At 69.6% G+C, this 21312-nt stretch carries 18 protein-coding genes and 1 pseudogene; 10 read left to right on the top strand and 9 right to left on the bottom strand.

Annotated features, from left to right (window positions below; translation table 11 throughout):
• From MXD62_RS35540 to MXD62_RS35520, 5 genes and pseudogenes are all read left to right on the top strand, one after another.
• Nucleotides 1-200, top strand: a pseudogene (locus tag MXD62_RS35540) (amidohydrolase); the annotation flags it as partial.
• 100 nt (nt 201-300) lie between these two features.
• Nucleotides 301-1488: a cytochrome P450 gene (locus MXD62_RS35535; protein ID WP_248833716.1), complete on the top strand. Its 1188-nt coding sequence runs from the start codon at nt 301-303 to the stop codon at nt 1486-1488.
• A gap of 97 nt (nt 1489-1585) precedes the next feature.
• Nucleotides 1586-2620, top strand: coding sequence for an aldo/keto reductase (locus MXD62_RS35530; RefSeq protein ID WP_248833715.1), 1035 nt, complete (start codon nt 1586-1588; stop codon nt 2618-2620).
• A complete protein-coding gene (locus MXD62_RS35525) occupies nt 2617-3555 on the top strand; it encodes an alcohol dehydrogenase catalytic domain-containing protein (RefSeq protein ID WP_248833714.1) in 939 nt (312 codons plus the stop codon). The genes MXD62_RS35530 and MXD62_RS35525 overlap by 4 nt, the downstream gene beginning before the upstream one ends.
• 549 nt (nt 3556-4104) lie before the next feature.
• Nucleotides 4105-6120, top strand: coding sequence for a molybdopterin-dependent oxidoreductase (locus MXD62_RS35520; RefSeq protein ID WP_248833713.1), 2016 nt, complete (start codon nt 4105-4107; stop codon nt 6118-6120).
• An 81-nt stretch (nt 6121-6201) separates the two neighbouring features.
• On the opposite strand, the gene MXD62_RS35515 is transcribed toward MXD62_RS35520, so the two are convergent.
• Both MXD62_RS35515 and MXD62_RS35510 read right to left on the bottom strand, forming a co-directional pair.
• Nucleotides 6202-6738, bottom strand: coding sequence for a helix-turn-helix domain-containing protein (locus MXD62_RS35515; RefSeq protein WP_308301375.1), 537 nt, complete (start codon nt 6736-6738; stop codon nt 6202-6204).
• Between the two features lie 162 nt (nt 6739-6900).
• Nucleotides 6901-7560, bottom strand: coding sequence for a choice-of-anchor K domain-containing protein (locus MXD62_RS35510; protein ID WP_248833711.1), 660 nt, complete (start codon nt 7558-7560; stop codon nt 6901-6903).
• Nucleotides 7561-7957: 397 nt separating this feature from the next.
• Here MXD62_RS35510 and MXD62_RS35505 point away from each other — a divergent pair, with 397 nt between their 5' ends.
• Both MXD62_RS35505 and MXD62_RS35500 read left to right on the top strand, forming a co-directional pair.
• Nucleotides 7958-8218 (top strand): hypothetical protein, encoded by a 261-nt coding sequence (locus MXD62_RS35505; protein WP_248833710.1) that lies wholly within the window; start codon nt 7958-7960, stop codon nt 8216-8218.
• A gap of 206 nt (nt 8219-8424) precedes the next feature.
• A complete protein-coding gene (locus tag MXD62_RS35500; RefSeq protein WP_248833709.1) occupies nt 8425-9747 on the top strand; it encodes a condensation domain-containing protein in 1323 nt (440 codons plus the stop codon).
• A gap of 246 nt (nt 9748-9993) precedes the next feature.
• On the opposite strand, the gene MXD62_RS35495 is transcribed toward MXD62_RS35500, so the two are convergent.
• The 6 genes from MXD62_RS35495 to MXD62_RS35470 form a co-directional block, all read right to left on the bottom strand.
• Nucleotides 9994-10476, bottom strand: coding sequence for a DUF1003 domain-containing protein (locus MXD62_RS35495; RefSeq protein WP_251082845.1), 483 nt, complete (start codon nt 10474-10476; stop codon nt 9994-9996).
• A 615-nt stretch (nt 10477-11091) separates the two neighbouring features.
• Nucleotides 11092-12354: an ABC transporter substrate-binding protein gene (locus tag MXD62_RS35490; RefSeq protein WP_248833707.1), complete on the bottom strand. Its 1263-nt coding sequence runs from the start codon at nt 12352-12354 to the stop codon at nt 11092-11094.
• A 210-nt stretch (nt 12355-12564) separates the two neighbouring features.
• Nucleotides 12565-13176, bottom strand: a complete 612-nt coding sequence (locus MXD62_RS35485) for a TetR/AcrR family transcriptional regulator (protein WP_248833717.1) — start codon at nt 13174-13176, stop codon at nt 12565-12567.
• A gap of 60 nt (nt 13177-13236) precedes the next feature.
• A complete protein-coding gene (locus MXD62_RS35480; protein WP_248833706.1) occupies nt 13237-13977 on the bottom strand; it encodes an SDR family NAD(P)-dependent oxidoreductase in 741 nt (246 codons plus the stop codon).
• Nucleotides 13974-15260 (bottom strand): cytochrome P450, encoded by a 1287-nt coding sequence (locus MXD62_RS35475; RefSeq protein ID WP_248833705.1) that lies wholly within the window; start codon nt 15258-15260, stop codon nt 13974-13976. The genes MXD62_RS35480 and MXD62_RS35475 overlap by 4 nt, the downstream gene beginning before the upstream one ends.
• A gap of 460 nt (nt 15261-15720) precedes the next feature.
• Nucleotides 15721-16938, bottom strand: coding sequence for a cytochrome P450 (locus tag MXD62_RS35470; RefSeq protein WP_248833704.1), 1218 nt, complete (start codon nt 16936-16938; stop codon nt 15721-15723).
• Nucleotides 16939-17217: 279 nt separating this feature from the next.
• On the opposite strand from MXD62_RS35470, the gene MXD62_RS35465 reads away from it, so the two are divergent.
• A complete protein-coding gene (locus MXD62_RS35465; protein ID WP_248833703.1) occupies nt 17218-17991 on the top strand; it encodes an aquaporin in 774 nt (257 codons plus the stop codon).
• 18 nt (nt 17992-18009) lie between these two features.
• Here MXD62_RS35465 and MXD62_RS35460 read toward each other — a convergent pair whose 3' ends face one another.
• Complete coding sequence (locus MXD62_RS35460) at nt 18010-20703, bottom strand: sensor histidine kinase KdpD (RefSeq protein WP_248833702.1); 2694 nt, start codon at nt 20701-20703, stop codon at nt 18010-18012.
• Nucleotides 20704-21023: 320 nt separating this feature from the next.
• Between MXD62_RS35460 and MXD62_RS35455 the strand changes: the two genes are divergently transcribed.
• Nucleotides 21024-21113, top strand: a complete 90-nt coding sequence (locus tag MXD62_RS35455; protein ID WP_041253647.1) for a K+-transporting ATPase — start codon at nt 21024-21026, stop codon at nt 21111-21113.
• A partial coding sequence (locus MXD62_RS35450; RefSeq protein WP_248833701.1) for a potassium-transporting ATPase subunit KdpA occupies nt 21113-21312 on the top strand: 200 nt, incomplete at its 3' end. The genes MXD62_RS35455 and MXD62_RS35450, both read left to right, overlap by 1 nt.

The following is a 21312-nucleotide window of genomic DNA, read 5'->3' as shown; positions in this document are numbered from 1 at the left end:
ACGCCGGTGCGACCGACGAGGAGATCGACAAGATCACCTGGCAGAACGCCTGCCGGTTCTTCAACTGGGACCCGTTCGCCGAGATCCCCAAGGAGCGGGCCACCGTCGGTGCCCGTCGCGCGATCGCGACCGACGTCGACACCAGCATCCGTTCCCGCAAGGAATGGGCCCGCCTCTACGCGCAGCGACAGACCACCTGATCCACCTCCACGCGGCCGGCGAGACAACGAGGAGCCGCGCCACCCGCCCGAGCGGTGCTTCCCGCCGAATCCGGGTCCTGCGAAGAAAGGCCCGTCACCCGTGCCAGAAGATCTGTACTGGGACCCGTTCGACCGGGAGTTCCACGTCGACCCGCATCCGGTCTGGCGCCGGATGCGGGACGAGACGCCCGTGTACCACAACGAGAAAATGGACTTCTACGCCCTGTCCCGGTTCGCGGACGTCGACGCGGCCCATCTGGACAGTGCCACGTACAGCTCGGCGTACGGCACGGTTCTCGAACTCATGGCGCCTGAGCCGCTGAAGACCGGACAGATAATCTTCATGGACCCGCCGATCCACACGACGATGCGGGTGCTGGTCTCCAGGGCGTTCACGCCGCGTCGGGTCGGTGGGCTCGAAGGCCACATCCGCGAGATCTGCGCGGAGCTGCTGGACCGGCAGGTCGGCGGTGGCGGGTTCGACTACATCCAGGACTTCGCCGCGCTGGTCCCGTCGATGGTGATCTCCCAGCTGATCGGAGTGGACCCGGCCGACCGCGAGGAGATCCGCCACACGATCGACCAGACCTTCCACCTCGATCCGGAGAAGGGGATGGTCAACGACATCTCGATGGCGGCCTCCGCCAAGTTCCACGCCTACCTGTCCGAACAGCTGGAGTCGCGGCGGGCCGCGCCCAGGGACGACATGATGACGGCGCTCGTACAGGCGGAGATCGCCACCGACGAGGGCACCCGTCGCCTCACCACCTCCGAGGCGGCCGACTTCACCGCGCTGCTCGTGGCCGCCGGTACCGAGACCGTGGCCCGGCTGCTCGGCTGGGCGTGCGACGTGCTCGAGACGCACCCCGACCAGCGCGCGGAGCTGGCCGCCGACCCGTCGCTGCTGGGGAACGCGGTCGAGGAGACGCTGCGCTACGAGTCGCCGTCCCCCGTCCAGGGCCGCGTCACCACCCGGGACGTCGAACTGCACGGCACCACCATCCCGGCCCGGTCGAAGATCATCCTGCTGACCGCGTCCGCCGGGCGTGACGAACGCAGGTACGCCGACCCCGACCGCTACGACATCAGGCGGCGGGTCGACAGCCATGTCGCGTTCGGCCGCGGCGCGCACTTCTGCCTGGGTGCGGCGCTCGCCCGGATGGAGGGGCGGATCGCGCTGGAGGAGACCCTGCGCCGCTTCCCGACCTGGGAGGTCGACCGGGACAACGCGGCACGGCTGCACACCAGCACCGTCCGCGGCTACGAGAAGCTCCCGATCGTCGTATAGGCCCGTACAGATTCATCCCCACCGATCATCCGACCTACCGATCATCCGATGCCATGAAGGCTCGGCCAGCACGTGGCCAGCTCGCTGAGGGAGTCCTGTGAGATACCGCAGATTCGGAACAACCGGTGTCGAGGTAAGCACCCAGTGCCTGGGCACGATGAACTTCGGCCGGCTGGGAAGCACCGATCCCGACGACAACGTCCGGATCATCAACCGCGCGCTGGACGGCGGAATCAACTTCATCGACACGGCCGACGTGTACTCGCACGGCGAGAGCGAGGAGATCATCGGACGGGCGGTGAAATCCCGCCGGGACGACGTGGTGCTGGCGACCAAGTGCTACTACCCCATGGGCGACCGCCTCCAGCGGGGCGCCTCACGCCGATGGATCACGCAGGCCGTCGAGGGCAGCCTCCGACGGCTCGGCACCGACCGCATCGACCTGTACCAGATACACAAGCCCGACTGGAACACCGACCTGGAGGAGACCCTCGGCGCCCTCACCGACCTCGTCCGCCAGGGCAAGGTCCTCTACCTGGGCTCGTCGTCGTTCCCGGCGGACTGGATCGTCGAGGCCCAGTGGGCGGCGGCCCGCCGCGGCGGCGAACGGTTCGTCTGCGAACAGCCGCAGTACTCGATCTTCGCCCGGTCGATCGAACAGGACGTCCTGCCCGCGTGCCGGCGGCACCGGATGGCGGTCATCCCCTGGAGCCCGCTCGCCGGCGGCTGGCTGACCGGCAAGTACCAGCGCGGCCAGGAGCCGCCGGCCGGCTCACGCTACGACCCGACCAGCCCGTTCATGCAGGGAACGGTCAGCTCGGCCGAAGACCGCAGCTCACCTGCCCGGTTCGACGCCGTCGACGCCCTGCGCGGCGTCGCCGACCAGGCGGGCATCACCCTGACCGAGCTGGCCATGGCGTTCGTCACCAGCCATCCCGCCATCACCTCGACGATCATCGGGCCGCGCACCATGAAGCACCTTGAGGACGCGCTGAACGCCGCCGACGTCGACCTCGACACCGGCGCGCTCGACGCCATCGACAAGATCGTGCCCCCCGGCACCGACATGCCCGGGATCGACCACTTCACCCAGCACCCGGCCCTCCTGCCCGCCGCCCGCCGACGCACGTGAAGGCCGCACGCCCCAAAGCGGGAGAGATCACCGTTGTCGACCTCGACGAGCCACCGGGAGTCGGGGACGAGGTCATCCGGATCGCGGCAGCGAGCATCTGCAGCTCGGACCTGATGTACATGAGGTTCGGGCTGGAACGGGTCATCGGACATGAGCTGGCCGGCGTCCGCGCGGACGGAACCGGCGCCGTCGTGGAGGCGCTCTACGGGTGCATGGAATGCGACCTGTGTCTGGACGGCCGGTACAACCTGTGCCCCACCCACATCCATCGGGCGCTGGGCTCCAGCGCGGACGGCGGGATGGCCGAGCAGTTCCGCGTTCCCTCGCAGCGGCTCGTCGCGCTGCCGCCCGGTCTCGACATCCGCGACGCCTCGCTCGTCGAGCCCGCGTCGGTCTCCTGGCACGCCCTCCGGCTGGCCGGCACCGGTCCGGACACCCGGCTGGCTGTCGTGGGAGCCGGGGCACTCGGCCTGCTCGCCGCCGCCGGCGCGCGCCGCCAGGGTGCTCCCGAGGTGGACCTCGAGGCACGCCATCCGCACCAGGTCGAAGCCGGTGAGCGCCTCGGGGCCAAGATCGGGACCACGGGCCTGTACGACGTGGTCGTGGAGGCCGCGGGAACGTCGGCCAGCCTCGCCCGTGCCGTCGACCTCGTGGCGCCGGGCGGGACGGTGGTCGTCGTCGGCTTCCACATGGGCACGGTGGAAGTCAACTGGTCCCCGCTGTTCCACCGTGAGGCCCGGCTCATCCCCTCGATGAGCTACTGCCGGCACGCGAACGGACGCGAGATGGAGGACGCGGCGGCCATGCTCGCCGACAGTCCCGAGATCGCCCGCGCGCTGATCACCCATCGGTTCCCGCTTGAGGACGCTGTCGAGGCGTTCCGGGTCGCCGCCGACCGCAAGGCCGGAGCGCTGCGGGTGGTGGTCGAACCATGACCTCCGTGGGCATCGTGACGGGCGCCGGCCGTACGGGGGCGTGACCGCACCACCGGCGACGAAGCCGCCAGGGGATATGGCCGTCTCACCCTGAGCGCCAACCCCTCACGGGAGGTCAACACCGGCCCGTCGACTGCTTGATCGAAGACCGTGGGCCTTGACGTTCGTCTATGCAAAGCCTTGACGCACGTCTAGGCTAAGCCGCGCTCAGGTTGGAAGTGTCACGTCGGCGTCCGGTCCCGGCGCGCCGACCTGGTGATCAAAACTGTCGGCTCTTCCTGGTGGTGACGGCCGCGCCAGGCCGTGAGCCGCCCGGCCCACGAGGATCAATCGATGTTCGGACGGCCCCGCTCCGGGGGAACCCGGATGCCTCCCAGGTCTGAAGGCCGGAGCGTCCTCCGGAGGTTCCGGTGACGCCTGCCTTGGGAGGCGCACGTCTACTCGACCGGCTCGGGCGGATCTCGACCGATCTGCGTGTCTCGCTGACCGGCCGATGTCGGCGATCGGTGGCTGAGCTGGTGAACCGGTGCCAGGACCAGGAGGGTGACGATGACTGAGATCTCGGTTACCGACACGAGGACGGTCCGCAGCTTCTGCCGGATCTGCACGTCCGTGTGCGGCATCCTCGTCGAGACGGCTGGTGACAAGGTAGTTCGGGTCCGGGGCGACCGTGACCACCCACTGTCGCGGGGATACACCTGTCCGAAGGGCCGGTCACTCCCGCGGATGCACCATCATCCGGATCGCATCGAGCGTCCGCTGATGAAGGTCGACGGGGAGCTGCGGCCGACGACGTGGGAGGAGTGCCTGGACGATCTCGGCGCCCGGCTGCGAAACATCATCGAGCGGTACGGGCCCGAGTCGGTCGGTGTCTTTTTCGGGAGCGGCATCGGCATGGACGCCGCCGGTTACCGGATGGCGCAGGCCCTGCATGCCGCGATCGGCACGCCGGCGAAGTTCAGTCCCATGACCATCGACGGAACGGCCAAGGTGCTGACCGCGGATCTGGTGGGCGGTTCACCGGCTCTCAGCGGCCGGCCCGACTACGACAACGCCTCGTTCGTCCTCTTCGTCGGCAGCAACCCGGTGGTGTCCCACGGGCACACCGTCGCGATGCCGAACCCCACGGGCACCTTACGGGCGCTGCGGGAGCGGGCGGAGGTGTGGGTCATCGACCCCCGTCACACCGAGACCGCCCGCCTGGCCGGCCACCATCTCGCGCCGCGTCCCGGCACCGACTACGCGGTCCTCGCCTACCTTGTCCGTGAGATCCTCCGCGACGGCGCCGACCGCGAGGTGCTCTCCCGTCACACCCAGGGTGGCGAGATCCTGGCTGCCGCCGTCGAGCCGTTCACTCTGGAGCACGCCGCCCGAATCGCCGATGTCTCCGCCGACGAGCTGGCCGCGCTCCTCGCCGGCGTGCGACGAGCGGGGCGCGTCGCGATCGAAACCGGAACCGGCGTCACCATGGCGTCCAGCGCGAACGTCACGCAGTGGCTCGCCTGGTCACTAATGATCATCACTGGGTCGATGAACCAGCCCGGCGGCGCATGGTTCCACCCCGGCTTCAAAAACCAGCTGGAGGCCTTCAAGCTGCCGATCTCGCCGCCCGAAGGCTCGTTCGGGCCGGGCCCGCGCAGCCGCCCGGAGACACAGTCCTTTCTCGGCGAGTGGCCCTGTGCCGTTCTGGCCGACGAGATCCGCGCGGGTAACATCCGGGCGGTCCTCAATCTCGGCGGCCATCTCGTCGCGGCCTTCCCCGACACCGAGACGCTGGTTCCCGCGCTGCGGGACCTGGAGCTGTTCGCCACCATCGAGATCATCGGCAACGAGACGACGGCCCTGTCCACCCACGTCCTGCCGACCAAGGACCAGCTGGAGCGGGCCGACGTGAGCCTGTGGGACTTCCTGATACAGCGCGTCGCCGTCCAGCACACCCCTGCCGTCGTCGAACCGGTCGGGGACCGGCGTTCCGTGTGGTGGGTGCTCGCGGAACTCGGACAGCGCCTCGGTTACCAGCTCGCCGACAGCCGATCCGGGCAGGTCACCGACGACACCCTGCTCGCCGAGATCACCGCCCACGCCCGGCGCCCGTTCGGTGAGGTCGTCTCCGAAGGCTGGGTCGAGGTACCCCGCGAGATTCCCGCGCCGTGGGTGGACGGGCACGTCGAGCGGATGGGCGGCTGGCGCCTCGCTCCCCGGCTGCTCGTCGACCAGCTGGCCGCGCTCCAGCCTCCCGCCCCGCTCGTCCTCACACCACGACGCCAGAAGCGCCATCTGAACTCCCAGTTCGACTACCTCGGAGAACAGCCCGAGATCATCCTGCATCCCGACGACGCGGCAGCGGCCGGCGTGGTCGACAGCCAGCCGGTGACCGTCCGCTCGACCAGCGGCGAGATCACCGGGATCGCGAAGGTCGACGGCACCATCCGTCGTGGAGCGGTCTCGATACCCCACGGCCACCAGTCGGCGAACGTCAACCGGCTGACCGACAAGAGCCAGGTCGACATCGTCACCGGCATGGTCCGCTACTGCGGCATCCCGGTGAGCGTCCACCCGGAATGAGAAGCCCGGGATTCATCTCCGGGGGTGTGGTTCACCGGGTCGCTCGGCGCGGCCAGGTGAACCGCGGACGCCGATGTGCCCTCAGACCTGGTCGCGGATGGCGCGTAGGCCCAGCATGCGGCGCGCCGTGTTCAACAGCTGGCGCCGAAGGACGTCCTTGTCGAGGTCGGCCAGCCGCGGATCCGTCGTCGCGGCCATCAGACCGCCGCTGACCATCACAGTGGTCACGAGCGCCTCGACATCCGGGTCCGGGCCGGCCAGGATCCGGTCCAGCCTGGCCACGAGATCCCGCAGAATCGGGTCCTCCCGGGTCAGGCGGCTCACGGCGGGATCAGCCCACACGACCGCGTTCAGCCGGCTGTTATTGATGATCATATCCACCACGCCCGTCAGCGCGGCGGACAACTGATCAGCCGGCCGGCGGCGGGCCTCAGCTTCCTCGGTCACCCTCCGCATCTCCTCGAGAGCCGGAGCGACCACCGCCCGGAGCAACTCCTCCTTGGCGTTGAACTGGAAGTAGACGGCCGCCTTGGTCACACCCAGCTCATCGGCGATCATCTGAATCGACGTACCACTGACTCCGTTCCGGGCGAACAGTTCCAACGCAACGGCCAGCACTCGCTCCCGCGCCGCCCCTGCCCGCCGTTGAACTGTCACGAAACCGCCACATCCCGCCAATCAGGTATCACGAGGCTGATGATCAGCCCAACCGATGAAAGCCTATCTTCCACCCGCCGAAGCCACACTGGCTCCGCGCCCTCGCGTGAACCGGAATACCGCTCAGAACATGCCATCCGCGCCCGCCCGGATCCGCTCCTCTGCCAGCGAGGCAATCAGGGCTTCGTCAGGCTGCCCATGGTGGGCGCGACCGGTGCGCGACGATTGCGCCACGTCCTCTGGACGGCTGTACCGAGGATCGTGAGGGCCGGCATGCTCACGGAGTACCAGTTGACGCGGCCGTCCACCAGCAGCATGACGACACCGGCGAGGGTGCTGCCAACGAGCGAGAACCAGAGAGCACTGATCATCTCTCTGGCGATGCTGCGGTCCCGCCACCAGGTCGTTCTCGTGGACCTTCGGGAGTTGGACCACGTCGTTCGGGTGCGCACCCTGGTTCGGTGTCTCCTCGTGGCGGAAACGCAGGGTGAAGTCGTGCTCCATCTCCTCGTCCTCGAAGTACACGTTGACCGTGAGGTAAACCCAGAACTGCCAGCGGGTCGGTAGCTGGATTGTCTGGTTGTGGTGGGTGAGCCTGCCCAGCAGGAAGTCCGTGCCGTCGAGGAGCGCATCGGTGGTGTAACCCTCGAAGTCATAGCCGCTCTTGCTGCCGCCGTCGAGGGGTTCGCCCCAGCGGACCTCGCTCTTGCTGTCACTCTCCTGGCTGAACGTCAGGCCCGGCAGATCGTCCACGCTGACGCGCGTCCAGGTGCCATTGGTCATGACTGTGCCCACAGTAGAACTACTCTGTTCCCCCGGCTGCACCGAACGAGTGCCCTGTCGTGCGGGGAGTCGAATTCGGGAGCGCATCCCTCCGCGCGACCACAAGAGCATTGCGTAGAGGAAGTGGTCGGGTGCGGAGAATATCAATAGTGCCAGGTGGATAGCATGGCTGGTGCGCTAAGCAGCGGCTGACCTGCTATTCGGTGTTGATCCGGCGGTCGAGAGCGTCGACAGGTCGCCCATCGCCGGCACCGCAAGGGTCTGGTCCGTGCGGCGATGCTGCCGGCGCTCCCGGCGACAGGCCTCCTGCTGTTCCGCACCGCGGCCCGTTCCCCGCGACCCCACGGACCAGCTTGCCCCGGCTGGCCCCGCGCCCGTCCACCCCAGTGCCTGGACGATGCCCGAACTCGTCCCCGGAGGCAGTGGCGGCAGCGGGTCATCCACCCCGGTTCCGCCGCAGGCCTCGACCCTCACCTCGTCCGCATCACCCGCGCCGACGATCCCCGATCGCACCGGCACCTCGTTGATCGCGGCCGGCGCCGACGAATCGTCAGACGTTACCGTGGCTGCGGCGTCCATCCTGGCGTCCGATCGCCTCAACGGCGCGTCGACCGCATCCGTGGACATGGCCTCATCCGCATCTTTGGAATATCGCTGATCATCAAAGACGGAACCGTCGTGAAATGGCCCAACCTTTCCCGCCGCTCGATCATGAGTGTCACAGGAACGAAACGCCGACCATGATCGGTCGTTGGTTGGCGTCGGGGAGGAAAGCCACGTCACAGGCCAAATGGCGGAAGGCCGGAGAACCTGAACCTCCCATGCATATAACGTGTGCTGGCTACTTCGAGAAGGCGGGTGTCGGTGCAGGTCGATGTTGAGCGTCAGGGCGGCTCGCTGGGGCCTGTTCCCGACCGGTTCCTCACGTCGAGCGAACAGATCCTGGCCGCCTCCGATCGGCCAGATGCGCCGCTGACCTGCGGTTTTCTCGTGCAGTTCGAAGGCAAGCTGGATGCGGCGCGGCTTCGGCACGCCATGCGTGAGGTGAGCCGTCGGCATCGCATGATGCGGGCGGCCCTCTACGGCGCGCGCCAGTACGCGTGGCGGTTCGGCACCGAACCGCCGGCGGGCTCCGTCGGGCTGGTCGAAGACGGAAGCAGCGGCTGGGACGTCCACGAGAAGATGGTGTCGGGCCGCTTCGACCTGCATGCCCATCCACCGCTGCGGATCGCGTTGGTCCGTGGACCGGATGGCGACCAGCTTTCCCTTGTCGCGCACCACCTCGCGGTCGACGGCATGGGTCTTACCGCGATTTTGTCCGATATCATCGCCGAGTACCGGCTGACGGAAGTGGCCACGGTCACCGACGGGCCTGTCGAGACCCATGTCGGGCTGCCCGCCGGGGTGCCACCGGCCGCGAAGGCGGCTGTGGCCGGCTGGACCGCCTTCGCCCGACGCTCCGGCCGACACATCACGCCCATGGGGACCGGGCGGGACACCGGTTACGGCTATCAGCCGTTGACCCTGCCGGTGCCCGGCCGGGTGCTGCTCGGCTCCGGGCGGCGAATCACCGTGAATGATCTTCTGATGGCCGCGACCCACCTCACCATCGACCGGTGGAATCGTCAACGCGGCGGGGAATCTGGAACGCTGCGCATCAGGATGCCGATCAGTCTGGGAAACGCGGCCGAGGTGGGTGGCAACAACACCGGTCAGGCGTTGGTGGTCACCGAACCGACGGACCGGGCGGATCTGGCGAGGCTGGCCGCCCGCGTCGTGGACCAGACGGAACACGCGAAGCAGGCGGCGGCGGCCCCTCCCATCGCGGGTGTGGCGGGCAAGGTCGGTATGACCGCGGCCGAGTTGATTCCCGGCCCATGGCGAGTCCCGTTGCTGCGGTGGGGGGTGCGGGCGGCGCGCCCGCTCATCACGCCCGCTGCCGCCGTCAGTAACATCGGCTCGCTTTCCAGCCTGGCCTCCGACGAGCCGAAGATATCCTCGGTCTATTTCACCGCTACCGTCGGCATGCCCCAGGGGCTGCTTATCTGCGTGGCCGGTTACGGTAACAACATCCACGTTACTTTCGGGTATCACCGGCACCTCTTCGGGCGCGAAGCCGCCTCGGCGTTCGCGAATCTTTTCCGGACGGCCTTCGGTGAGCTGACCCGCATCGGGTCGGCCATGTAAGAGCGAGAGCTGCATCGACCACGCGGCGGAATCTGCCTTCCGAACCCGGACCGCGGCATGTACGCCCGCGCCAGCATTGCCCAGCGATTCACGACCTCCGTGCCGCCGTACTCGCGGTGTGCGTGACGCCCTGGCCGGGGTGGACACTCCTGCCCGACGGGCGGGTCGGCCAACTGCGCACTCCGCCCGGTGCGGGTGCGCCCGTCAAAGTTGGCCTACGTGCGGTGATATGGCGTGGGTGGGGTCCTACCGACTCTGCGCCGGGGGTGTTACCTGATGCGAGGACGTCTCCCCGCGGCTGATCATGGCCTTGCTTTCGGCGATGACCTCCGTGGCGTGCCGCTCGATGGCCTCCGCGTCCAGCCCGAGCGCCTTGCCGATGTGCACCGACCACACCTCGGAGCGGAGGTTGGTCTCGAAGTCGAGATCAGCCCGGATGTCCTCCCGCGCGGCCTGCCGGTTCTGGCTGATCATCACGAACGTCGACAGGAAGATCGCTTCGAGGCTGACGATCATCGTGAGCAGGCCGAACGGGTAGGGGTCGAAGACGGCCGCGTCTCCGAACGCCCCCTTGTTCAGGAGGATCCAGATCGTGAACCACGCGGCGTGCAGGTAGACGAAGGGCATTGACCCGGCGAATGCCGTGATCGTGTCCGAGGCCCTGTCCTGGGACGTCCGCGCCCGAGCGGCCAGGGCCCGCTCGTTGCGGACCCGGGGATGTGGGTGCAGCCGAGGGTGCGGCGGCTGCGGGGAAGCCTCGGGCCGGGGAGTTACGGGCTGGTCGGGATGGGTGGTCACGCCCCAATCCTGCGCCTGCGGTGCCGCTGCCCTCGGCGTCTCATCTCCGAGGACTGTCCGGACAGCGCGAACTCATCGGTGTGCGCCCTCGGTCGGGGTGTGCCTGTCCGACCTCGGTTCTCGCCGAGGTACCCGATCCAAGGTGCTATGGCCTGAATTCCGGGAGGCGACCGCGGCGTCCATCCCTGGTGTCTAGGGTGCGAAGTGGAAGTTCTACGGCTCGTAGTAGATGAGGTCGGGGGCGGAGACGTGGCGCACATCCTCGGGGACGAACTGACGATGCGTCGATGGGCATGGCGGCTGGTGCCGCCGGCGGTTGCGCTGGTGGTCGGCCTGGGAGCGAGCGGGTGCTCGATCGGTGCCGACGCGGCGGACGGCTCGGTGGAGGGCCGCTGGGCGGTGCGGTCGGCCGACGATCAGGACCTCACTCCACCAGGTGAGCGCAAGCCGGCGCCCGCGATGACCGGACAGACGCTCACCGGCGAGAACCTGGACCTGTCATCCGGCTGGCTGTCGAGAGGTAGCCGCGCCCTGGGTGTCCGGCGGTCAGAGCCTGTGCCTGGTGCCGCACCACTGCTGCCTGCCGTCGGGACCGGGAATGACCTCGTAGCCCGTTCCCGTCGCGTTCACCTCGGCGAAGGTCAGGCAGGTGGACGGACTTCCCCGGTTGGTGCTGAGGTCGAGGCCACCGGGCATGAGCCCGGCCGCATCGTAATCTGTGACAGACCGGAGCCTCGAGTAGAACCCAGCCCTGGTCGGGCATGGGCCCGCGACGGCCAGGCCGCGCAGCAGCATGTCTGCCGCCACGTAGGAGTTTAGGACCGTGACCTGGTCCGGATCCGAGGTCTGCGATGCGTATCGCAACATCGTCTCGCGGAAACGCGCCAGGTCGGGAGAGTCCGAATCCCAGGATATGTGGTCGAAGAACGCCGTCGCGCCGGCCAGTTCCACTCCCGCGTCGGCGAGAAGGCTCTTGTCGTACGCAACCGCGGACAGAACCACCTTGTAGGCGACGTGGGCCGCTCGGGACGTGCGCAGGATCTCGCGCAGGCCGTCGATCGGTGTCTGGACGACGAGAACGTCGGCCTTGCTCTCCGCGATCCTGGCGACCACCTGCTCGGGGGAGCTCTGGCCCACGGTGTAGGAGAGGCGCGCCACCGGCGTGACGCCCCGAGTGGTCATGCTCGAGATCACCTGGTCGCTGAGCGCCTCCGAGGACGCCGACAGGGACTGTTCCACCACGGCCACCCGGGTTCCCCCCTGGGCTCGGGCGAACTCGCCCAGGGGGGTCACGAAGCCGCCGGAGGAAAAGAGGTAGTCGGGTGCGAACATGTTGTCGAAGTCGTTCCACACCGCCTCGGCGGCGAGGCCGACGACCGGGACATTCGCACCCGCCAGGTAGCGAGCCGAGCCCGAGGCGGCCGTCGTGAGCTCGGCGACGGCGAAGACCCCGTCGTGCTCCACGAGCCTGCGCGCGACGACCTCGTTCGTCGTAGGGTTACCTCCGTCGTCGGCCCAGACGACCTTGATCATGCGGCCGTGCACACCGCCGGCAGCGTTCGCCAGAGCGACGCGAGCCTCGAATCCACTGCGGGCGGCCATGAACACCGAGCTCAGCGGGCCGGTGTCGGGATAGATCAGACCGATTCGCACCTGACTGTCGGTGACTCCCGGCGTCGCGCAGGGCGCGGAGGCGGCGTTCGGGGCGCGACCGGAGTCGCATCCGGCGCCCGCCAGCAGCAGGACCGCCGCCGTTGTCGCCGCGGCGGCGCGACGGTGCCGTCGGCGGATGGCAGACGGCCGGCTCACGTGCCTAAACCCTCTGACCGCACCGAGCGCGGCCGCCTGGAGACCTGGAACCCAGGCCCACCGCCAGGCTGATCATTACCTGCGGGACGCTGATCACAACCGAAAACGGTCGTGCCCGAAATTGTTCTACACCGCATAGGGCCGGTTCCTTTCTGAATCAACGGACTTGACTCAGACCAGGCCCGGCATCTGGCCCCCGCGGCGGACGAGCTATGTGTCGCTGTCGGTCCGCTCCGGCCCCTGCGCGACCAGGTCTTCGATCTGTCGTCTGATGAAATCGTCGACAACTTCGCTGTCAGACTCGACGCCCAGCTCCGCGTCGATCGCCATGATCTGGGTTATGCCGATCATGACCAGTCGGGCCACCAGCGGTGGGCAACGTTCCGGCGGGACACCGAGGTCCGCCAGAGCGGCCGTGAATGCCGCGAGCTGCACCTCGCGGTAGCTCCGGTAGTACTCGGTGAGGACTGCCCGGATCGCCTTGCGGTGGTTGGCCAGCGCCATGAACTCGAGATTGAACCTGGGCGTCGTCATTCCCGTGTCGCGTAGGTCCCACAGCTGCCGCAGTGTGGGCCGGCTCTGGAGCGCCGCTCGGAAGAGCTCCAGGCCGACGTCCGCGCGGCGGTGGAAGATCTCCAGAAAAAGATCGTCCATTGTGCGGAAGTAATAGTGCACCAGCTGGGGGGTGAGCCCGGCCCGGGCGCCGACGCGACGTGAGGTGACCGCGGCGTAGCCCTCCTCCAGCATCAGTTGCTCCGCCGCGTCGAGCAGCTGGTCGCGGGTGCTCGACGCGGCCGAACCAGCTTGGCGTTGGCTGACCATCTCCCTGTCATATCCCACCCGGGGCCGCTGGTTGCGAACCCGGCCTGCCGGTATTTTAGATCAAATATACATTCCACCATTCACGCCGATGACCTGACCGGTGATGTAGCCGGCCCCCTCGGAGCACAGGAACGAACAGGCCGCCGCGATGTCCTGGGGAGTGCCGGCACGGCCGAGCGGCACCATGGTCGCGACCATGCCGATGCCGGGGATGTCGCCGTTGGCTTCCCCCTGCCGGGCCATCGGAGTGTCGACGAGGGTCGGCGGGATGGTGTTGGCGGTGATGCCGTGGCCGGCGAGCTCGACAGCCAGGGATTTCGTGAGCGCGATGACGCCACCCTTGGACGCGGTGTAGTGCGCCAGGTTCGGCGCGCCGGACTGGGCGCTCGACGAGGAGATCGTGATGATACGGCCCCAGCCCGCGGCGATCATGTCGGGTACGGCGGCCTGCACGCAGCTGAACGTCCCGGTGAGATTGACGGCGATGATGCGGTTCCAGATGTCCGCGGTGATGCTGAGTAACGGATTGAAGGACTCGATGCCGGCGCTCGTGACCAGGATCTCCACGGGTCCGAGCTGGGCGCGGACCTGCTCGAAGGCGGCATCGACGGATTCGCGGTCGGCGACGTCGGCCTCGACGGCCAACACTTTTCCGATGGCGGCGAGCTCGGTGGCCGCCGCCCGGGCCGCCCGGCCGTCGCGGTCCAGGACGGCGACGCGGTGGCCGTCGGCGAGGAACAGTCGGGCCACACCGAGACCGATACCGGACGCCCCGCCGGTGACGACGGCGACGCGGGTCATCGGGCCGACTCGACGGGTGTGAACTCCAGGTGCAGGTTGGTCAGGCCGCGCAGGATCCAGGTCGGTTCGTAGTCGAAGCGGCGGGCGTCCGGCGGGCCGTGGTGCTTCTCGGAGATCCGGATGTCCCTGGTCCGGTCAAGGATCCGCTCCAGGCTGATGCGACCCTCGACGCGGGCGAGGGGGCCGCCGGGGCAGGAGTGGATTCCGCGTCCGAAGGCGATGTGCTGGCGGACGTTGCGGCGGGAGATGCGGAACTCCGCCGGGCATTCGAACTGGCGCGGGTCCCGATTGGCCGCGCCGTTGAGGAGCATGACCGGGGTGCCCGCCGGCACCTCGACGTCACCGATGGTCGTCGTCCGCCTGGCCAGGCGGAAGTCGGCCTTCACCGGGCTCTCGACCCGCAGCGTCTCCTCGATGAGGTCCGGGATGCGCTCGCGATGCTCCCGGATCTCCTCCTGGAGGCCGGGGTTCTCCGCGATGAACTTCAGCGCGGCGCCGAGCAGGCGCGCCGTCGTCTCCTGCCCGGCGGCGAACAGGAAGGTGGCCGCCCGCACCACGGAGATCACCTCGGGCGTCGTCCCGTCCGGGTAGGTCGCCGCCGCCATCTGGGTCAGCACGTCGTTGCGCGGCTCGTGCCGCCTGCTCTCGATGTAGCGGGCGAACCAGGCGTCGAGCCAGCCGAGCGCGTTCAGCTCGCCGTCGGTCTGTTCGCCGGCGCCGATCTGGCCGGGGCTGACGGTCAGCCCGAATCCCTCGCGGAACCGCTGGTGGTCGGACTCCGGAACGCCCAGGACGTCGGCCACCGCCAGCATGGAGAAGGGCTGTGCGTACGCCCGGATGAACTCGCACCGGCCGTCCGCGATGAACTCGTCGAGCTGCTGGTCGGCCAGACGCCAGATGAACGCCTCGTTCTCCTGGAGACGTTTCGGGGTGAGCATGCGCATGACCAGTGCCCGCTCGCGGGTGTGCATGGGGGGGTCCATCGTGACCATGTGCTCGTTCATCGGCAGCTGGTCGCGGTGGCGGTCGATGATGGCCCCGACCTCGTCGCCCTCCAACGGGACCGGGAATGTCGCGAACGGGCCCACGACCGAGTTGCACGACGAGAACGTTTCGACGTCGCGGTAAACTTCGTGCGCCTCGTCGTAACCGGTGACCGCCACCACTCCGAGATGCGGTAAAGGCAGCACCGGGCACACCGAGCGCAGCTCGTCGAAATAGGGGTACGGGTCCTCTGCGAGTGACTCGTCATTGAAGAAGTCGGTCGTCGTCCAGTCGGTCAACCTGCGTCCCTTCCAAAGTGTGGTAACGGACGGCACACGGCGTATTTGGCAGTCGCTCAAACGTCTTGGGCAGATGTCTAACACACGCCGGTCGGCGGCGGCAAGGTGTGTATCCGTGGAAGGCTCAGACCAGCGCTGAAGTCGCAGGTCCGGCGGAATGCCGGATCGGGCGGTCACCTGGGGCGAGTCGGTGCCGAGAGGAACGCGGAGCTGGGTTGTGGCGAGTTTCCGGTACACCGGGTAGGTGTTCAGAAGCTCGCTGTGACTGTCGATGGCACGCGCCCGGCCGGCCGCCATGACGATGAGCCGGCGGGCGTCGACGACCGTCGGCAGGCGGTGGGCACCACGATCCTCGGCGCGGTCGATTTCAGGGGAGCGGAAAGGCCGGCGGGGGCCGCCGAACAGAGTGGTTCGGGGCTCGGGGAACCGGTGCCGAGGAGAGCGCCGCGGCGGCCCGCGATCAGCGGGGGCGGACGTCCAGGGGCAGGCTGTTGACGCTGACCATCGCCCACGGGTCGCGGTGCTCGACGGGGACGTCGGCGGCGACCGCGATGTCGGGGTACCGGTCGAGCAGGATGCCCAGCGCCGTCCTCGCCTCCAGTCTGGCCAGCGGGGCGCCGAGACAGAAGTGGATGCCCTGCCCGAAGGCGATGTGCGGATTCGGCGCGCGGCGCGGGTCGAACCGGTCCGGCTCGGCGAAGACCCGCTCGTCGCGGTTCGCCGCCGTGAGCCAGACCGTCACCACCGCGCCGGCCGGGATGACCTCATCACCCACCCGGGTGTCGGCGACGGCTCGCCGCACCAGCCGCGGGAACGGGGTCCGCAGCCGCAGGACCTCCTCGATCGTCGCCGGCAGCAGCTCCGGCTCGGCACGCAGCTCGGCCGCCGCGCCGGGATGCTCGTCCAGGGCCAGGACGGCGTTGCCGAGGGTCGCCGTGGTCGTGATGTGCCCGGCCAGCAGCAGCAGGCCCACGAAACCGACGATCTCCTCGTCGGCCAGTCGCTGGCCGTCGACCTCGACCTGGACCAGGCGGCCGGTGAGATCGTCGCCCGGGCGGGCGCGGCAGGCCCGGATACGGTCCAGCAGGTAGGCGTTCATCTCGCGCAGCACGGGCACGGCGGCTCGGGTGTTCGCCGCGGCGAGCTCGGTCAGCGGCTGGTCCGGGTCCGCGACCTCCCGGTCGAACAGGGCGTCGGCCCAGCGCCGGAACATCGGGCGGTCGGCGGCGGGGAGGCCGAGCAGTTCGGCGATCACGATGACCGGCAGCGGGTAGGCGAGATCGTCGATCAGTTCGAGGCGGGTCCGCCCGCCGGTCGCGTCGAGCAGCTCGGTGGTCACCTCGGCGATGCGCGGGGCCAGCCCGGCGACCGTTCTCGGGGTGAACGCCCGGCTGGCCAGGCCGCGCAGCCGGTGATGCTCGGGCGGGTCGAGCCGGACGAAGTTGCCTCGCTGGAACAGCTCCACGTCCTCCTGCCGCGGCAGCAGGCCGCGCAGGTCCGAGGCGAACGAGTGGTGGTCCGCGAGGACGGCGCCCGCCTCGGGATGGCCGAGAACGTGCCAGCACCGCTGCCGGTCGTCGCGGTGGACCTGGCCGCGCCGGCGCAGCTCGTCGAGCCAGCGCAGCAGATCGGGCAGTGAGCGGCGCACCGCGTTCGGCCGTGTCGTCAGCTGGGACACGCTCTTGCAGTTCCCGTGCAGCCCGCTCCGCACACCTCGGACGGCTGCCGGAAAAGTTCTTTCGACGGCCACCCGAAATTCCCCTGGCGGCCGGTCAGGATTCCGTCGGTGTATCGCGGAATCGGCCGAAAAGAACCAGGAGGACCCGCAATTTCCGTCCGGGAGGACGGAAGACGGGCGGACGGAAGATGGGAACGAAGGATTCGGATGGCCCTGTGCCGGTCACGACCGCATGGGGCGCCCCGTCGGACGAAGTATCGGATCGGACGGGGAAGGACGATGAGACGTTACGTAGCCGAAGGGCTTGGCACCTTCGCGCTGATTCTGGTCGGCCTGGGAACCGCCGTAATGGGCGGAAATGATGCCGGGGTACTCGGCGTCTCGCTGGCGTTCGGGCTGGCTCTGCTGGTGCTCGTCTACACGACCGGGCCGATCTCCGGCTGCCATGTGAATCCGGCGGTGACCGTCGGGTTGCTGGTGGCGCGCCGGATAGATCCGCGATCCGCGCTCGGCTATGTCGTCGCGCAGTGCGCCGGGGGCATTCTGGCGGCGGCGACGGTGTGGCTCGTCGCGGATTCCGGCATCGGTGGATATTCGCCGGCCGCCGAGGGGCTGGGGGCGAACGGTTTCGGGATCCACTCCACGGGCGGGTACGGCTGGTCGGGCGCGTTCGTGCTCGAGGTGCTCCTCACCGCGCTGCTGGTCCTCGCCGTGCTGGTGGCCAGCGACCTGTGGGCTCCGCTCGGGGCCGCCGGTCCCGCCATCGGCTTCGCCCTGGCGATCGGCAACCTGATCGCGATCCCGGTCGACGGCGCGTCGATCAACCCCGCGCGCAGCATCGGGCCGGCGGTGCTGGTCGGCGGCTGGGCACTGGGCCAGCTCTGGCTGTTCATCGTGGCCCCGGTCATCGGCGCGATCATCGCGGCGGTGCTGCACGGCGTGCTGCGCCCGCCGCTCCCGGCCAGGCCCAGGCTGGACGGCTCGCTGCCCGAGGAGTCGCTCCAGAAGATCGCCCGTGAGACGGCCCGCCTGATCCACAGCGGATCCCGCTGAGACGGCGGCGTGCCCGCCTTACCCGGCCCGGTCGTCCGCGGCCGGGCCGGCGGGGACGTCCAGCGGTGCGGTGATCGGGTTGGTCACGGCGGTCGGGTTGGGTGCGGCCGGCAGCGACAGCACCATGGTGAGCCCGCCGCCGGGTGTCTCGTCGGGGGTGAGGGCGCCGCCCATGGCCTCGGCCAGGCCGCGGGAGAGCGCGAGGCCGAGGCCGACCCCGGTGGTGTTGTCCCGGTCGCCGAGGCGCTGGAACGGCTGGAAGACGTTGTCGCGCTGGCGCACCGGGATGCCGGGCCCGCTGTCGACGACGCGCAGCTCGACGCGGTCCCCGAGCGCGCTGGCGGTGATCACCGGCGGGGTGTCGGCGGGGGCGTACCGCAGCGCGTTGGTGACGAGGTTGACGATGACCCGCTCGAGCAGCACCGGGTCGGCCCGGACGTCCGGCAGGTCGTCGGGCACCCGCACGCCGATCCGGTTCGCGGCCGGGCCGATCTCGTCGAGCGCCGGGGGGACGATGTCGTCGAGTCCGACGGCGCGGGGGAAGACGCTCAGGGCACCGGCCTGCAGGCGGGACATGTCGAGCAGGTTCTCGACCAGGCGGGTCAGCTTGTCGAGGGACTCGTCGGCGGTGGCGAGCAGCTCGGCCTCCTCGTCGTCGGTGAGGGTGATGTCGTACCCGCGCAGGCAGCTGACCGCGGCCTTCGCCGCGGCCAGCGGGGTCCGCAGGTCGTGGCTGACGGCGGTGAGCAGCGCGGTGCGGACCTTGTCCGCCGCCGCGATCGGCGCGGCCTCGGCCGCCGCCTCGCGCAGCCGGTGCTGGTCGAGGGCGACGGCGGCCTGGGCGGCGAAGGCGGTGAGGATCCGCCGGTCGGCGGCGGGCAGCGACCGCCCGGTCAGCACCAGCCGCAGGTCGTCGCGTACCGGTATGTCGACGATCTCACTGCCGTCGCCGTCGCCCGCCTGGGAGGCCCCCGGCCCGGCGCCGCTCGCGCTGTCGGGACCCGTGCCGGCGATGGTCGCGACCGGGCTCCATTCCACGCCGACCTGGTCGTCGTCGGTGCGCTCGAACAACGTCACCGAGGTCATCCCGAACGTCTCCCGGGCCCGGGCGAGCAGGGCGGGCAGCGCGTCCTCGCCGCGCAGGACACTGCCGGCCAGCACGGAGAGGGTCGCGGCCTCGGCGGAGGCGCGCACGGCCTGCTCGTAGCGGCGGGCGGAGGTGGACACCACCCGGCTGACCAGGCTGGCGACGAGCACGAACCCGAGCAGCGCCAGCACGTTGTCGCCGTCGGCGATGGTCCATTCGGTCACCGGCGCGGTGAAGTAGTAGTTGAGCAGCAGCGAGCTCGCGACGGCGCAGAGCAGCGCGGGCCCGAACCCGCCGACCAGCGCCACCGTGACCACGATCAGCAGGTAGGCGAGCATCTCCGTGGTCAGGTTGAACGTGCCGCGGCTCGCGGCGAGCCCGGCGGTGAGCGCCGGGACGAGCGCCAGTGTGAGCCCCGCGGCGATGATCCGCCGGCGGGGTTCCAGGGCCGTCCGACCGCGGGGGAGCCGCCAGCCGGGCCAGCCAGGCCGGGCGGGCCGGTGCGCCGCCGCGTCCGCACCGCCCGCCGGGGCCGGCCGGTGCCCCCACGCCTCGGGGTGGGTGACCATGTGGACGTCGATGGAGCCGGACCTGGTCGTCGTGGTCGCGCCGATACCCGGGCTGAGGATGCGGGCGAGGCGGCCGCGGCGGCTGGCGCCGAGCACCAGTTGGGTGGCGTTCTCGGCCCGGGCGAACTCGAGCAGCGCGGTGGGGACGTCGTCGCCGATCACCTGGTGGTAGCTGCCGCCGAGGCTCTCCACCAGCGCCCGCTGGCGGGCCAGCGCGGACGGGTCGGCGCCGGTGAGGCCGTCGGAGCGGGCGACGTGCACCGCGAGCAGGTCGGCGCCCTTGCCCCGGGCGGCGATCCGGCAGGCCCGGCGGATCAGCGTGTCGCCCTCCGGGCCGCCGGTGAGGGCGACCACGACGCGCTCGCGGGTCTCCCACGTCCCGCCGATGCCGTGGTCGGCGCGGTAGCGGTCGAGCTGGTCGTCGACCTTGCCGGCCAGCCAGAGCAGGGCGAGCTCGCGCAGCGCGGTGAGGTTGCCGACGCGGAAGTAGTTGGCCAGCGCCGCGTCCACCTTCTCGGGCCCGTAGACGTTGCCGTGCGCCATCCGGCGGCGCAGCGCCTCCGGGGCCATGTCGACGAGCTCGACCTGGTCGGCGCGGCGGACGACGTCGTCGGGCACGGTCTCGCGCTGCGGGACGCCGGTGATGGTCCCGACGACGTCGTTGAGCGACTCCAGGTGCTGGACGTTGACGGTGGAGATGACGTCGATGCCGGCCGCGAGCAGCTCCTGGACGTCGTGCCACCGCTTGGCATGGCGGCTGCCCGGGACGTTGGTGTGTGCCAGCTCGTCGACGAAGGCGACCTTGGGGTGTCGGGCGAGGACGGCGTCGAGATCCATCTCGGTGAACGAACCGCCCCGGTAGGTCAGCGTCCGGCGGGGGACGATCTCCAGGTCGTGGAGCATCGCGGCCGTGCGCGGGCGGCCGTGCGTCTCGACGAAGCCGATGACGACGTCGGTGCCCCGTTCGGAGCGGCGGTGGGCCTCGTCGAGCGCGGCATAGGTCTTGCCGACGCCCGGCGCGGCGCCCAGGTAGATCCGCAGGGTTCCTCGTGGCACCCACCCATGGTGCGGCCGGCGCGGGGGTCGGCGAAAGGCTCCGGCGCGGCCCCGCCCGGCGTTTCTCATGATCGCCGTTACTGTCCTGTTAGAAAGCGCCGCGTCGCCGTTAGAAACCTGTGAGAGATCGTCAATCTGGCCATTGGTCACGCTTTACTGACGTCGCTCGCCCCGCGCCACGAGTTCTGGACGCCAGTGGCAGGAGGGACGGCGGGGCCGTCGATGCTCTGAGGAGGAACCGTGCTCGACGTCGTGTACGTCGCGCTGACAGTCGCCTGTTTCGCGCTGTTGGCGCTTGTTCTGCGGGGGGTTGAGCGGCTGTGACCGCGGAGAACGTCGCCGGTTTGGTGCTGGCGATCGTCCTGGGAGTTCTCATGGTCGCGGCCCTGCTGTTCCCGGAGCGCTTCTAGTGTCCATGACGGTGGCCGGAATACTGGTGGCGCTGCTGCTGGTCGGCGCCCTCGCCACGACGTATCGGCCGTTCGGCGACTACATGTTCCGGGTGTACACCAGCGAGAAGCACCTTCCTGTCGAGCGGGCGATATACCGGCTGACGGGGGTGAATCCGAACGCGGGCCAGCGGTGGACGGTGTACGCCCGCAGCGTGCT

Source organism: Frankia sp. Mgl5, from assembly GCF_023242985.1.
GTDB classification, from domain to species: Bacteria; Actinomycetota; Actinomycetes; order Frankiales; family Frankiaceae; genus Parafrankia; species Parafrankia soli.
This window is presented reverse-complemented; position numbering and strand designations above follow the sequence as displayed.